At 67.7% G+C, this 13084-nt stretch carries 13 protein-coding genes; 4 read left to right on the top strand and 9 right to left on the bottom strand.

The window, feature by feature from the left end:
* Positions 1–208: 208 nt before the first annotated feature.
* Positions 209–526 carry a cupin domain-containing protein gene (locus ACOQPE_RS08995; RefSeq protein ID WP_420608588.1) on the bottom strand — a complete coding sequence of 106 codons (318 nt, stop codon included), beginning with the start codon at positions 524–526 and terminating at the stop codon, positions 209–211.
* Complete coding sequence (locus ACOQPE_RS08990; protein WP_420608587.1) at positions 510–965, bottom strand: MarR family winged helix-turn-helix transcriptional regulator; 456 nt, start codon at positions 963–965, stop codon at positions 510–512. Before ACOQPE_RS08990 ends, ACOQPE_RS08995 begins: the two co-directional genes overlap by 17 nt.
* Positions 966–1081: 116 nt before the next feature.
* Between ACOQPE_RS08990 and ACOQPE_RS08985 the strand changes: the two genes are divergently transcribed.
* Together ACOQPE_RS08985 and ACOQPE_RS08980 are read left to right on the top strand one after the other, a co-directional pair.
* On the top strand, positions 1082–1477 hold the full coding sequence (locus ACOQPE_RS08985; RefSeq protein ID WP_420608586.1) for a RidA family protein: 396 nt from the start codon (positions 1082–1084) through the stop codon (positions 1475–1477).
* 194 nt (positions 1478–1671) lie between these two features.
* Positions 1672–2031: a hypothetical protein gene (locus tag ACOQPE_RS08980; protein WP_420608585.1), complete on the top strand. Its 360-nt coding sequence runs from the start codon at positions 1672–1674 to the stop codon at positions 2029–2031.
* A 323-nt stretch (positions 2032–2354) separates the two neighbouring features.
* Here ACOQPE_RS08980 and gatB read toward each other — a convergent pair whose 3' ends face one another.
* From gatB to ACOQPE_RS08960, 4 genes are read right to left on the bottom strand one after another with little or no spacing between them, the layout of a single operon-like run.
* The gene (gene gatB, locus ACOQPE_RS08975; RefSeq protein WP_420608584.1) at positions 2355–3836 is read right to left on the bottom strand and encodes an Asp-tRNA(Asn)/Glu-tRNA(Gln) amidotransferase subunit GatB; all 1482 of its coding nucleotides are present in this window, start codon (positions 3834–3836) and stop codon (positions 2355–2357) included.
* Positions 3833–5362: an amidase family protein gene (locus ACOQPE_RS08970; protein ID WP_420608583.1), complete on the bottom strand. Its 1530-nt coding sequence runs from the start codon at positions 5360–5362 to the stop codon at positions 3833–3835. Before ACOQPE_RS08970 ends, gatB begins: the two co-directional genes overlap by 4 nt.
* A gap of 30 nt (positions 5363–5392) precedes the next feature.
* The gene (gatC, locus tag ACOQPE_RS08965) at positions 5393–5704 is read right to left on the bottom strand and encodes an Asp-tRNA(Asn)/Glu-tRNA(Gln) amidotransferase subunit GatC (RefSeq protein WP_420608582.1); all 312 of its coding nucleotides are present in this window, start codon (positions 5702–5704) and stop codon (positions 5393–5395) included.
* A 26-nt stretch (positions 5705–5730) separates the two neighbouring features.
* On the bottom strand, positions 5731–6600 hold the full coding sequence (locus ACOQPE_RS08960; protein WP_420608581.1) for a hypothetical protein: 870 nt from the start codon (positions 6598–6600) through the stop codon (positions 5731–5733).
* A 125-nt stretch (positions 6601–6725) separates the two neighbouring features.
* Here ACOQPE_RS08960 and ligA point away from each other — a divergent pair, with 125 nt between their 5' ends.
* Positions 6726–9023 carry an NAD-dependent DNA ligase LigA gene (gene ligA, locus ACOQPE_RS08955; RefSeq protein WP_420608580.1) on the top strand — a complete coding sequence of 766 codons (2298 nt, stop codon included), beginning with the start codon at positions 6726–6728 and terminating at the stop codon, positions 9021–9023.
* Here ligA and ACOQPE_RS08950 read toward each other — a convergent pair.
* The 3 genes from ACOQPE_RS08950 to ACOQPE_RS08940 are packed head-to-tail and all read right to left on the bottom strand — an operon-like array spanning position 9020 to position 11714.
* Positions 9020–9475: a hypothetical protein gene (locus ACOQPE_RS08950; protein WP_420608579.1), complete on the bottom strand. Its 456-nt coding sequence runs from the start codon at positions 9473–9475 to the stop codon at positions 9020–9022. The two genes, ligA and ACOQPE_RS08950, sit on opposite strands and share 4 nt — an antisense overlap.
* Complete coding sequence (mnmA, locus tag ACOQPE_RS08945; RefSeq protein WP_420608578.1) at positions 9472–10572, bottom strand: tRNA 2-thiouridine(34) synthase MnmA; 1101 nt, start codon at positions 10570–10572, stop codon at positions 9472–9474. Before mnmA ends, ACOQPE_RS08950 begins: the two co-directional genes overlap by 4 nt.
* The gene (locus tag ACOQPE_RS08940) at positions 10569–11714 is read right to left on the bottom strand and encodes a cysteine desulfurase family protein (RefSeq protein ID WP_420608577.1); all 1146 of its coding nucleotides are present in this window, start codon (positions 11712–11714) and stop codon (positions 10569–10571) included. Before ACOQPE_RS08940 ends, mnmA begins: the two co-directional genes overlap by 4 nt.
* 182 nt (positions 11715–11896) lie before the next feature.
* Between ACOQPE_RS08940 and ACOQPE_RS08935 the strand changes: the two genes are divergently transcribed.
* A complete protein-coding gene (locus tag ACOQPE_RS08935) occupies positions 11897–13054 on the top strand; it encodes an SRPBCC family protein (RefSeq protein ID WP_420608576.1) in 1158 nt (385 codons plus the stop codon).
* Positions 13055–13084: the final 30 nt, after the last annotated feature.

Below are 13084 nucleotides of genomic sequence, written 5' to 3'. Positions count from 1 at the left end.
CCAGAGCCGCCCGGATCGCATCTGACACCTCTGGGTCCACAGCGCGTGTCACGATCCCCACAGCCTCTCTCGGTCGTTGACGAGCGAATGCACTCGCTGTCAAACGCGAGACACCACAACGACCGCTGCATGGTCGCCTATTGGCGCATCCTCCAAGGGAAACCATGGATAGCGGGGTTGCAGCGGGAGCCCCCGTCACAGGGCGACGTCATGTGTTGAACCAGAATTCGATCTCGGCGCTGTCGGTGTCGAAGCGGGCCGCGTGCTCGACTCCGGCGGGGACGTGGTACCACTCGCCGACGCCGTGCCTGGTTGTCTGGCCGCCGATGGTGAGAAGCAGCGCGCCCTTGGTAATGACGCCGACGTTGTTCGTCGAATGTGTGTGCGTCACGATGGACGTCCCGGCTGGGTAGGTGGCGAACAGCACCTCGCAGCCATCAGCGGTCAGCCGGTAGGCGTCGAAGGCGCCCTCAAAGTCTGGCAGTGCTGCGATCTCGGGTGGGAAGTGTTCAATCTGGTTGGCCATCGGCACTTTCTCTTCTTGAGATGAGTGAGGCGATGGTGTCCATCGCCTTGATCAGACGAGTTACCTGCCTAGGTGTGAGGTGACCGACCATGTCGAGCGCCCGCTGATTGGAGCGTCGCTCGATCTCGTCGAGCAGCTGGCTTCCCTTCGCTGTGAGAGCGACGTCTCGTTGGCGTCGGTCCTGCGACGAGATCGTCCGCTGTAGCAGCTGCTCATCCTCGAGTGTGCCGAGGAGGCGACTTGTGTACGCGAGATCCAAGTCGAGTCGTTCGGCAATCTGGTTGACCTGGGCGCCATTGAGCGAGTTGACCGTGTAGAGCACTCGCGATTGGGCCAGGGTGACGTCGAGGCCTTCATGGCGATCCGCGAGCGACCCGATTGCCTCGGTGTAGACCCGGTTGAATGCCCGAACCTGCTCCGCCAACTCTCGATCTTTCACCAACCGGAGATTATCGGACTAGAGTCCATTATTGCAACGAGTCTAGGAATGCAACGACGATCTCAAGGACGAAATGATCCCTATCGATGCATGGGCACCCGACTATCGTCCGCCGCGTGAACAGAACACCAGTCAACCCATGGCCTTGGTCGCTGAACTTCGGCTACAACCAGGCCGAGATCATCGAAGGCGCCAGCAGACAGCTGGTCTGCGCAGGCCAGACCTCGGTCGATGCCGAAGGCAACCCGCAACACGCCGGGGATATGCGGGGCCAGATGATGCTCTCGCTCGACAATCTCGAAGCTGTCCTGAGCGCCGCCGACATGGGCCTCGCCAACGTCACACGGCTCACCATCTACTCCACGGACGTGGACGAGTCCCTTCAGAACTTCGACGTCCTCGGCAGCCGATTTGGTCCAATCAACGCTGCCCCTCCGATGACCTTGGTCGGTGTCACACGGCTCGCGATCCCTCCACTGATGTTCGAGATCGAGGCCACCGCCGCCGCCTAAGCGGCAGGACTCAGCGCCAACGTCGGCACTGCCGTGTCGCGCGCCAACCATCGTGCCCGAGATCACCATCAAGATCCCACGCTCGTGGTGATGGAACGCCAAGGGATTCTCGGCACGCGCGGCGGTGACCGGACGCGGACCTCTACCGGCATCAACCGACCTACCGGGGGTTGGTCGGTGGGCAGCTTGAGCTGATGGGTACTGCACCGAGTCTCGAGGGGCGCATCTTCGCCGGTGTCTCGAATGATCCTGCGGGCGATGTGGGTTCGGATACTCGCTTTGAGTACCACGAGGAGCCCGACGGAGTCGTGTGGGCCCGCTATGCGGGTGGCACTGTGCGGCTCGGTCATCTCGTCGGGCGGCGCGACGGCGACGGCTTGGACTTCCGTTACTCGCACGTGACCACGAGCGGCACCACGGCCAACGGGCACTGCCGCAGCCGCATCGTCGTGTCAGATGACGGCCCGCTGGAGTTGCACGAGGAATGGGAATGGGAGAGCCAGCCCGGCAGCGGCACAAGCCTCGTCCGCGAGATCGCTGTGGTGGACGGCTAAAGATCCTCAAGGCTGCGTCCGCGACCCTTCGAGCCTTGGAGCGGGTCAGTCGAAGTCGGTCGGGCCCGGGGGCCTGGTGAGTGCGTCGATTACCGTCCACAGCGCGTCCCCGCTGTCTGCCCGCCGTGCTTGTCGAATCGCCGGCCATGGCCGAAACCGGCCGGACAGTCTTGTTGTCGGCGGCTTGGTGAAGAATGTGGCTCTGCCAGCTGATGTGCCGCCGTCATCGTTGTTCCGTCTCAATCGCGACAACGAAGCCGCCCGAATCGTCGTCGTGCGGCGGGACATGGCCGATGCCTAGGGGTTTGAAGCTGACGGAGGGCTCACGCGTCGCGTCGAAGCGCGAGATACTGGTTGACGGCCTTGCCGTCGGCTTGGCCGCGGGTGGCCTTCATCACTGCCCCCACGAACACGCCTGCCACCTTGGCCTCACCGGCGCGGAACTTCTCCCACGCTTCGGGATTGTCCGCGATCGCCTGATCGACCAGCGCTTCCAGCTCATCGTCGGCCATGGCCTCGAAGCCCAGTTCCGCTGCTATGGCAGCCGGGTCGAGGGCGCGAGCAGCAGCGCTGGCCGAATCGGATGGGTCGTCAGCCTTGGCCGGGGCAGCGTGCACGGCGGCGACGGAGCGAGTGCACATCTCCACCAAGACGGTCTTGGCTTGGGTGGCGGTGAGCTGACCCGAGGTCTCCAGGTGGACCAGCGAGGCCAGCCCGTCGGGATCGAGCAGCTCAGCGCCGTCGAGCGCCAGGTTCTGCACTGCGTGGGTGACCGTCCGTCGTGCGTCAGCACCGGCGGCCACAGCGCCCAGCACCACCGGTGCCAGGCCGCGGCCCACGATGACCTGGGCATCTTCGGCCCCTGCGCCGCATTCGTGCAGGCGTGCCCGCTGTGATGCCGGCAGTTCGGGCATGGCGGCGCGGACCTGGGCGATCCACTCGTCGCCGGGCACCAGCGGCACGAGGTCGGGCTCGGGGAAGTACCGGTAGTCGTCGGCCTCTTCCTTGGAGCGCAGCGAGTGCGTGCGCCCGTCTTCAGACCAGTGGCGCGTTTCCTGGATAGGGGCATCGCCCGCGGCATACAGCTCGATGTGGCGCTGGGCCTCGTAGTCGATGGCGTTTCGCAGCGACCGCAGCGAGTTGAGGTTCTTGACCTCGCAGCGGGTGCGCAGTTCGCCCGAGCCGGCGGGCCGCACGCTGATGTTCGCGTCGACGCGCATCGAGCCCTCTTCCAGCCGTGCATCGGATGCGCCGAGCGCCAACAGGATCGCCCGCAGCTCCTCGACGTACGCGCTGGCCTCGGCCGCCGAGTCGATGTCGGGCCGCGAGACGATCTCCAGCAGCGGTGTGCCCGCCCGGTTGTAGTCGACGAGCGCGCCCACGGCCCCGTGGATGCGACCGTCCGCGCCTCCCAGGTGCGTCGTCTTGCCGGCGTCCTCTTCCAGGTGCGCCCGCTCGATCCCGACACGGCTGCCGCCAGGGACGTCGAGCCAGCCGTCGGAGCAGATCGGCTGGTCGTACTGGCTGACTTGGTAGTCCTTTGGCATGTCGGGGTAGAAGTAGTTCTTGCGGTGAAACACCGACGGCCGGATCTCGCAGTTGAGCGCGAGGCCCACCGCCATGGCCAATTCGACGGCGCGGCGATTCAGCACGGGCAGCGAGCCGGGCAGACCCAAGCAGACCGGCGTGACGTTGGTGTTCGGCTCGTCGCCGAAGCGGCTGGGAGCAGCGGAGAACAGCTTCGTGTCGGTCGCCAGCTCGACATGGACTTCGAGCCCGACCACAGTCTCCCAGCCCGCTGTCATGCTGCGCCGCCCGATGAGCTCTCGGCCAGCGGTGGCTTCGGCAGCGGCGGCGCTGCGCGCTCCAGTGCAGCGGCCACCGTCAGCATCGTCTTTTCGCCCAGGGCGGGGGCCATGACCTGCACGCCCACCGGCAGGCCCTCTGCGCCGGTTCCGAACGGCACCGACATGGCCGGGTCGCCCGAGAGATTCGACGGGATGGTGCAAGTGTCGCACCGGTACATGGTCATCGGGTCAGCGCGCTCACCGAAGCGGAACGCCACGCAGGGCGAGGTGGGCGACAGCAGCACGTCGAAATCGGCGTAAGCGGCGTCGAAGTCTCGCCGGGTCAGCATGCGGACTCGCTGGGCTTTGCCGTAGTAGGCGTCGTAGTAGCCGGCGCTGAGGGCGAACGTGCCCAGCATGATGCGTGCTTTGACCTCGTCGCCGAAGCCGGCCCGGCGGGTCAGGCGGTTCATCTCCTCGACATCAGCGCCGTCCACCCGCAGCCCGTAACGAGTGCCGTCGTAACGCGCCAGGTTGCTCGAGGCCTCCGCCGGCGCGATGAGGTAGTACGCGGTGAGGCCGTAGGTAACCGCAGGCACCGAGACCCTGCCGACGGTCGCCCCGGCGTCGGCCAGCGCGTCTGCCGCCTCGAGTACCCGCTCGGTCACGTCCGCGTCGATCCCGTCCAGCACGTCGCCCGCGGCGTCTCGGGGCGCTGGGCCGCCGGTCACAGCACCATTGCGGCCGCTCCCGGTCAGCTCGCTGATGACACCCACGCGCAAGTCCTCGACGCTGCGTCCCAGCGCAGCCGCGAAGTCGGGCACGGCTGCGGGGATCGACGTGCTGTCGGCGGGATCGTGGCCGCTGATCACCCCGAGTGCGAGCGCAGCATCTGCGACGTCGGTTGCGAACGGGCCGATCTGGTCGAACGAGCTGGCGAAGGCCACGAGCCCGTAGCGGCTGACGCGGCCGTAGGTGGGCTTGATGCCCACAATGCCGCACAGCGATGCAGGCTGGCGGATCGAGCCGCCGGTATCGGAGCCCAGCGCCAGGGGCGCGAAGCCAGCGGCCACCGCCGCGGCCGAGCCGCCGCTGGAGCCGCCCGGCACCCGGCCGAGGTCGTAGGGATTGCGCGTGGGGCCGAAGGCAGAGTGCTCGGTGGAGCTGCCCATGGCGAACTCGTCGAGATTGGTCTTGCCGATCATCACGGCACCGGCGGCCGTCATGGCCTGCACGACCGTGGCGTCGTAGGGAGGCTGCCAGCCTTCGAGCATCCGCGACGAGCAGGTGGTAGCGACGCCGCGCGTGCACATGTTGTCTTTGAAGGCGACGGGGACGCCCGCCAGCGGTCCCGGGTCGCGGCCCTGGTCGACTGCTGCATCGATGGCCGCCGCAGCGGCGCGAGCCTGATCGGCCGTCACCGTGTTGAAGGCGTGTACGTCGCCGTCGTGGGCCTCGATGCGGCCGAGGAAGTCTTCGAGCACGTCCGTTGCCCGGCGGGTGCCGACGCGCACTTCGGAGGCGATGGCGTGAGCCGAGGTCATCGGGCAGTCGCTGAGCGGGGCACAGCCGGCTCAGGCTTCCTCGCCGAGTACCGGCGGCACTTCGAACTGCCCGCTGGACGCGGCGGGCGCCTGGGACAGCACCTCGTCCCGATCCACCGGCGAGCCCGCGACATCGTCACGGAACACGTTGCGGAGCGGGTAGGGGTGCGCGAGCGCCGGCACATCGGCGAGATCCAGATCTTCCAGCTCACGGGCATGCTCAAGCACACGTCCCAGGTGGCCCGTGTAGTGCTCGATCTCATCCGGCGTGAGCTCGATCCGGGCTAGCCGCGCCACATGCGCCACCTGGTCCGTGCTGATCGCTGCAGTCGGCTCTCCCATTGCAGCGGCAGGGTACCGGCGCGGCCTCAGCGGGGAATTCGTCGCCGGGCGGCTTCTGCCAGCATCTCGCCGGGGCGAGTCGGGCTGAACAGCACCCGCGACACCGACAGCACCTGTGCGGTGCCGGTGGTGCGCGGCACCACCTCGACCTGGCCGTTCAAAGCGGCCAGCAGCACCGGACCGATGGCGTTGCCGCTGATATCCACCAGGTCGTCGGCTGCAAGATCGATGTCGGCGGGCGCAGCGCCGAGCGACGCTATGTCGGCCCGCCGCAGCAGGAACGGCTCACGCGTCGCCATGCGGTCATGCAACACGAATCCGTTGGGAACGAACACCACCCAGCGGCGCGCCAGTTGATGCAGGGAGCGGAAACCCAACACGGCCGCGGTGAGCCCGGAGACCGTAACAACGACGGCCCAGATCCACTGCTCGATGGCCCAGAGCACCGCCGGCGCCACGATGCCGGCAACCACGGCTGCCCACACCAGCGGGACGGGAGCGATCGCCAGCAGGAACGGCGTGCGCAGCAGCATGCGCCGCTCGTTGCCGTAGCTGAGGCCGTCGACCATGGAGTTGCCGGTCTCGGGCAGCAGCGCGACGGCGGTCGCGATGGCGGCTCCCGCGATGGCTGCGGCGGCACGCGGGGCGGCGAGGTCGGCATCCCACGCCGCTGCGGCCACGACGGCGCCGATTGCCACACCGACAGAAGCCGGCGCGGCGATGCGCACGACGGTGAGCGCCCACGGCCGGCGCACCAGGGTTGCCGTCAGCACGAGCGCCCAGGCAGCCCAGAGTTCGGCGCTCAGGACGCGCGCCGAGGTTTCCGAGCAGGCGCCGAGCGCATCCGCCGCTGCGGCACCCACGCTCCACGGCATCACCAGCCACAACAGCCGCATCAACCACAGAGTCGGGTGCGCTCGCAGCGTTGCTCCCACAGGCGAAGTCTCGCCGCTGGATGCCGTGACACCCCGCCATGCTGCAGCCAAACATGCAACAGCCCCTCAGTACTCTCGGCAGTGCGATGCCCGCCGACAGCAACGATTCGACAAGCGAACGCCAGCAGCGCGATCTCGAGCGCATGCGGCACTTGACGAGCCTGATCAATCGCTACGACGTGGAATACCACCGGGACGATTCGCCGTCGGTGCCCGACGGGGAGTACGACGCCCGCAAGCGCGAACTCATCGAACTCGAAGCGCGCTATCCCGACTTCGCGGATCTGAATTCGCCCAGCCAGCGCGTCGGCGCCGAGCTGTCAGCGCTCTTCAGCGAAGTCGTCCATGCCAGGCCGATGATGTCGCTCGACAACGCCATGAGCTTCGACGAGCTGCGAGCGTGGCACGGCCGCGTCATGCGCGGCCTTGCCGCGACGCAGCCGACGCTGTTCGACGACGCGGACCCCGACGAATCCGACGGTGACGGCGGCGCCGACAACGGCAGCGAGGTGAGCCTGCCCGAACCGGAGCTCATCTGCGAGCTCAAGTTCGACGGGCTGGCAGTGTCGCTCCGATACGAGCGGGGACGCCTCGTTCAGGCGGCGACTCGCGGAAACGGGCGCGTCGGCGAAGACGTCACCGCGAACGTCGTGACCATCGCGGACATCCCACGCGAACTGGGCACGGCATTGCCGGTGCCCGAGGCCATCGAAGTGCGCGGCGAGATCTTCCTGCCGCTGGACAGGTTCCGCGAGTTGAACGAGTCGCAGGCCGCGGCTCGCCTAGCCCTCGCCGCGGCCGCGGACAACGCCAGGCAACGGATCGCCGAGGCCTCCGACGACATACCGGCCAGCGAGCGTCGCAAACTCGAATCTCTGGCCAAGCTCACGCCCGTCGATGTGCAGCGCCGCCATCCCGATTACGCCAATGCCCGGAACACGGCTGCGGGCAGCCTGCGCCAGAAAGATCCCTCGATCGTCGCGACGCGTGGACTGTCGTTCTGGAGTTACGACGTCGGCGGGCTGGCCGGCGGGCCCGAGCTCAGTGAGGCCAGCGAGGTTTTCGCGTACTTGGGCAAGCTCGGCATGCCGGTCAACCCCGAAATACGGACCTTCGGCACGCTCGCCGAGGTCGAGGAATTTTGCACGCGCTGGGAACGCGACCGCCACAAGCCCGCCTACGAGATCGACGGGGTCGTGGTGAAGGTGGCCGACCTCGAACTCCGATCTCAGCTCGGCTACACCAGCCGTGCGCCGCGATGGGCGGTGGCCTACAAGTTCCCCCCAGAGGAACGCACGACCAAGCTGCGAGACATCATGGTCTCGATCGGGCGCACCGGTCGTGCCACGCCGTTCGCCTATATGGAACCCGTCTTCGTGGGCGGATCGACAGTGTCGCTGGCCACGCTGCACAACCAGGATCAGGTCGCCGCCAAGGATGTGCGCCCGGGCGACACCGTGATCGTGCGCAAGGCCGGCGACGTCATTCCCGAGGTGGTCGGCCCCGTGCTCGCCGAGCGTCCAGACGGGCTGCCCGAGTGGACGTTTCCCACCGTCTGTCCGGTCTGCGGCCACCGTCTCGTGCGCGAGGAGGGCGACGCCAACACCTATTGCGTGAATCGCTCATGCCGCGAGCGGATCATCCAGGGCATCGGGCACTTCGTGGGCCGGGGCGCGCTCGACATCGAAGGTCTCGGCGAGCGGACCGTGGTCCTGCTCTACGAGCAGCAGCTGGTTGCCGATGCGGCAGATCTCTTCGGCCTGACCGCAGACGCCCTTGTCGGGCTCGAAGGATTTGCAGAGAAGTCCGCTATGAGCCTGGTGGCAGAGATCAGCGAAGCACGGCAGTCGCCCTTGGCCCGGTTGCTCATCGGTCTGGGTATCGAGCACCTGGGTCCGACGGCCTCGGAGCTGCTCGCCATGCGGTTCGGCTCTCTCGACTCCATCATGAAGGCCACCGACGAGGACCTCGCAGAGATCGACGGCATCGGCCCGATCATCGCTTCCAGCGTCACGGGCTTCTTCGCCGACGACGACAACCGGGCACTCGTGGAGAAGCTGCGGCGCATGGGTGTGCGCTTCGATGTCGTCGAGGGTCGTGACGACAGCGCTGACACACCCCAAGTGCTGACCGGACGCTCAGTGGTGGTCAGCGGCAACCTCGACGGCTGGTTCATCGCGCGCGACGACGCGAAACGGGCCATTGTGCAGCGCGGCGGCAAGTCCACCTCGTCGGTGAACAAGAGTACGTACGCGCTGGTCGCCGGCGAACGCGCCGGGCAAGCCAAGCTGGACAAGGCCGCCGAGCTAGGTGTGCCGGTGCTCGACGAGGACGGTCTGCGAACCCTGCTCTCCGCGGGAACGGTCGACGCTTCTGAGCCTTAGAAGGTGGTGAAGCACCATTCGTAGGTGAAGTCGGCTGCTTCGACATCGATGGTGGGGGTTGCGATCAGGCGGGCGCACGACCGCCCGGTGCGCAGCTTCTCGATGACCTTGCCGTCCCCGGGCGAAAAGAAGTACTCGCCGAGCTGGATCGTGCCTGCGTCGAGCTCGCTGGCAGGAACGGTGGTGCCATTGATGACCAGCGTCAGCTTCCAGCCGGGCTCGAGCCGAGCGCCGATGGGACTCTGGTGCGGCACCTGGGCGCCGGGCACCGGCGTGACTGCCTGCAAGCCGCTCGGGTAGGCCGGTGCGGGCTCGCCCCCGCGGGTCAGCCACACCGCCAGAACAACGGCCGCAGCAGCAATGAGCGCACCGAGCGTGATGGCTGTGGAGACACCCTTGCGCAGTGCCCAAGGCACGCTCGGCTGGCCGTCGGCGGACCCGTCGCGGCTCATGTGAGATGTCCGGCGGCGGTCGCGCCGCCGAGCACCTCGTCGCCCTTGTAGAACACGACCGCCTGGCCGGCCGCGACGCGGCGCTGAGGCTCCGCCCACCGCAACTGGCCCTCGGCATCGACGTGCGCCGGCAACGCCGGACCGTGGGCGCTCGTCTGGGCCAGAACCTCGCCCTCGACGGGGTCGACGGCCCAGCGATGATCAACCAGCCGGACGCCTGGTGCCGCCAGCTCGGAGGCCCCGCCCACCGTGACACGGCGAGCGGCGATGTCCACGTCGACCGCATAGCGCCGCTGCGGTGCGCCGCCAAGGTCCAGACCCTTGCGCTGGCCGACAGTCACGAGCTCCACCGCAGGAGCGGTGCCAACGCGTTGACCCGCCGCATCGACCAGCTCCGCCGGATGCAGGTCGATGCGTTCGACCAGGAAGCGCTCCCTGCCGGCAGCCTCGGTGATGAAGCAGACATCCTGGCTCTCGGGCTTGTGAGCAGTTCGCAGCCCGAGCTCGGCTGCGAGCGTTCTCAGCTCGTGCTTGCGGTAGTCGCCGACCGGGAACCACAGGTCCGCCAAGTCGGCTTCGGACAGCATGTACAGCACGTACGACTGGTCTTTCGCGCTGTCGGCGCCACGCTGCAGCCGTCGCCTGCCGCTCAGTGAGCTGATGCGAACGTGATGACCAGTGACCAGGCGATCGAAGCCCAGGCGGCGGGCACGGTCCAGCAGCACGTCGAACTTGACGTGCCGGTTGCAGGCAATGCACGGGTTGGGCGTACGGCCCCGCCGGTGTGCGTCGACGTACGGCTCGACCACATCGCGCTCGAACTCGGCCGCATAGTTGAAGACGAAATGGTCGATGCCGAGCTGCTGGCACACCCGTCGGGCATCGTCCACGTCGGAGACCGCGCAGCAGCCCTGATCCTGCGGGCCGCCCCACAGCTTCAGGGTGACGCCGACCACGTCGTGCCCAGCGCGCAAGCACAACGCCGCAGCGACCGAGCTGTCGACACCGCCCGACATCGCGACGAGCACCCTGCTCCCTGCAACGGCACCATGCCGCTCGGGGCTGGTTTCCGTGGCGTCATGCCGCTCGGGAGTCATCGCAGCTGCTCCACGCAGTTGGGGATGGCGTCGATGGCTCGCTCGATCTCCCAAGGTTCGGTACACCAGCCAAGCGAGAGGCGGAGCGAACCGGCTGCGGCGTGACGCTCAACCCCCATCGCTGCGAGCACATGGCTCGGCTCCATGGCACCCGACGCACACGAGGCCGCCGCGGATGCCATCACATCGAACCGGTCCAGCAGCACCAGCAGCGCCTCGGTCTCGATGCCGTCGATGAGCAGCTGGCAGATGCCCGCGGCTCGCCGAGGCCGCGCAACCGTCTCGGTGCACCCGTCAATAGCCACCAGCAGGCCGTCGGCCAACCGGTCCGCCAATTCCCTGATCCGGCAGATGTCCTCGCTGCGAGTCTCGTTCAACTCGCCGAGCGCGGCACCGAGCGCAGCGATGCCCGCTGTGTTGTGCGTGCCGCTGCGCCGATCAGCCTCCTGGCCGCCGCCGAGCTGCTGCGCTGACAGCGTCACGCCGGGACGGATGGCAAGAACCCCCACGCCCTTGGGCCCACCGAACTTGTGGCCGCTGAGCGACAGCAGATCTGCCGGCTGCGCCGCTGCAGCGGTATCGACCCAGTTGACCCCTTGCACCGCGTCGGTGTGCAGCAGCGCCTCGGGGGCATGGCGCCGGACCACATCTGCCACGGCCTCAAGATCGGCGATGACGCCCGACTCGTTGTTGACCAGCATCACCGACACCAACCCCACCGGTGGGCCCGCATCGGGCGCCAACTGTGCAGCAAGGTGGTCGAGGTCGACCTCGCCGCCGGCGTCGACCTGCACGTACCGGCCGCCGACCGCTTCGACGGGGTGCAGCACCGCGTGGTGTTCGGTTGCGGGACACAGCGCCGCGGTGCCCGTTGCGGAGGTGACGCCGTGTACCGCGAGATTGTCTGCTTCAGTCCCGCCGCTGGTGAACACGATGCCGTGCGGGTCGAAGCCAAGCGCCTCGGCGACGATCTCGCGTGCGTCGTCAATGGCGGCGCGCGACTTGCGGGCCATGCGGTGCGCTCCCGAAGGATTGGCGAACTGCTGCTCCAAGTAGGGCGTCATGGCCTCGATGGCGCACGGACGCATCGGCGTCGACGCAGCGCAGTCGAGGTACGCAGGGCGATTCCGATCAGCGGTCACACGCTGAGGTTACGAGCACGGCCCGAAGCCTCCTGCCGGACCCTTCAAGCAGTCAACAAGGCAGAATCCGCTGCTGCGCCGGGTGCGGTGTGACAACGGCCGTATGCGGTGCCACACTTGCCGGTCGCTGGAAACGAACGTCGGCGTGACGCAGTGCACCAGCGATCCGGGACGCGATTCGCGTGCAGGCAGGCATCGACAGGGCAATCACGGGCATGGGCATCGAGGTCTCCATCGACATTCCGGCACCGCCGCAGGAACTCTGGGACTACGTGGCCGATATCGCGAGCAACGTCGAGTGGATGGCTGACGCTCAGTCGATCGCCTTCACATCTGCCCAGACCGAGGGCGTCGGCACGACGTTCGACTGCGTCACCAAGGTCGGCCCGATGAAAACCACGGACAAGATCGAGGTCACCGAGTGGGACCCACCGAACACGCTCGGCATCACCCATCGAGGCGCCGTGACGGGCACTGGCCGCTTCGCGCTCGAGCCCATTGAAGACGGCACCCGCTTCACCTGGAGCGAAGATCTGACGCTGCCGTGGTACTTCGGCGCCCGGGCTGGCCAGCAACCCGCCTCCCTGGTGCTCGAACGGGTTTGGCGCAAGAACCTGCGGAACCTGCGGGCACGGATGCTCGAACGTCAGCAGGGTCCGACCGGCCATGAGCCCGGTCCGCTGCTGGGAATGGGCCGCGACTCGGAGATGCGCGCTTACGGCCCGCACATCATTCGCATGAGCCTGCGCGGCGGCGATCTGAGCCATGAGGCGGCCGCAATGCGTCACGTGCGGGCGCACGGATTCCCCGCGCCGGAGGTCATCGAGCAGCCCGACAGCCATTCGGTGGTGATGGAACGTCTGACGGGCCCGACGATGCTCGACGAGCTGGCGGCCAAGCCGTGGCTGCTGTCGCGCCACGTCAAGGGCTTAGCACGGCTGCATCGGTTGCTTGGCGACGTGCCCGCCCCCGGCAATTGGGTCAAGGTCTCGGGTGGCAGCTCGGTGGTGCATCTAGACCTTCAGCCCGACAACGTCAAGCTCACGCCCGACGGCCCCGTCGTCATCGACTGGTCGAATGCCGCAGCGGGCGACGCCGCATTCGACGCCGCCTCCACCTACGTGCGGCTGCGCACCGCCGCGCCAGACAACCACGCTGCCGCCCGAGCGGTCATCAACGCCTTTCGCACCCGCTTCGCCCGCGCATTTCTCAAGGAGTTCGGCACCGACGCGATCCTCTCGAACCTACGAGCGGCGGCCGACCTGCGGCTCCTCGACCGCAACCTGCATCCCAACGAGCGCGAGGCGGTCTTCGCGCTCGCCCGCGGCGAACTCGACTGACGAGATCGCCTGAGTCGTCCTGACTTGCCG

The sequence above is a fragment of the Candidatus Poriferisodalis sp. genome (assembly GCF_965219595.1).
In the GTDB taxonomy this organism is placed as follows: Bacteria; Actinomycetota; Acidimicrobiia; order Acidimicrobiales; family Poriferisodalaceae; genus Poriferisodalis.
This window is presented reverse-complemented; position numbering and strand designations above follow the sequence as displayed.

Excerpts from the sequence above, each read along its gene's own strand:
- ACOQPE_RS08960 (WP_420608581.1), bottom strand. The coding sequence starts at position 6,600 with ATGCGGCTGTTGTGGCTGGTGATGCCGTGGAGCGTGGGTGCCGCAGCG.
- ligA (WP_420608580.1), top strand. The coding sequence starts at position 6,726 with ATGCCCGCCGACAGCAACGATTCGACAAGCGAACGCCAGCAGCGCGAT.
- ACOQPE_RS08950 (WP_420608579.1), bottom strand. The coding sequence starts at position 9,475 with ATGAGCCGCGACGGGTCCGCCGACGGCCAGCCGAGCGTGCCTTGGGCA.
- ACOQPE_RS08995 (WP_420608588.1), bottom strand. The coding sequence starts at position 526 with ATGGCCAACCAGATTGAACACTTCCCACCCGAGATCGCAGCACTGCCA.
- gatC (WP_420608582.1), bottom strand. The coding sequence starts at position 5,704 with ATGGGAGAGCCGACTGCAGCGATCAGCACGGACCAGGTGGCGCATGTG.
- gatB (WP_420608584.1), bottom strand. The coding sequence starts at position 3,836 with ATGACAGCGGGCTGGGAGACTGTGGTCGGGCTCGAAGTCCATGTCGAG.
- mnmA (WP_420608578.1), bottom strand. The coding sequence starts at position 10,572 with ATGACTCCCGAGCGGCATGACGCCACGGAAACCAGCCCCGAGCGGCAT.
- ACOQPE_RS08970 (WP_420608583.1), bottom strand. The coding sequence starts at position 5,362 with ATGACCTCGGCTCACGCCATCGCCTCCGAAGTGCGCGTCGGCACCCGC.
- ACOQPE_RS08980 (WP_420608585.1), top strand. The coding sequence starts at position 1,672 with ATGGGTACTGCACCGAGTCTCGAGGGGCGCATCTTCGCCGGTGTCTCG.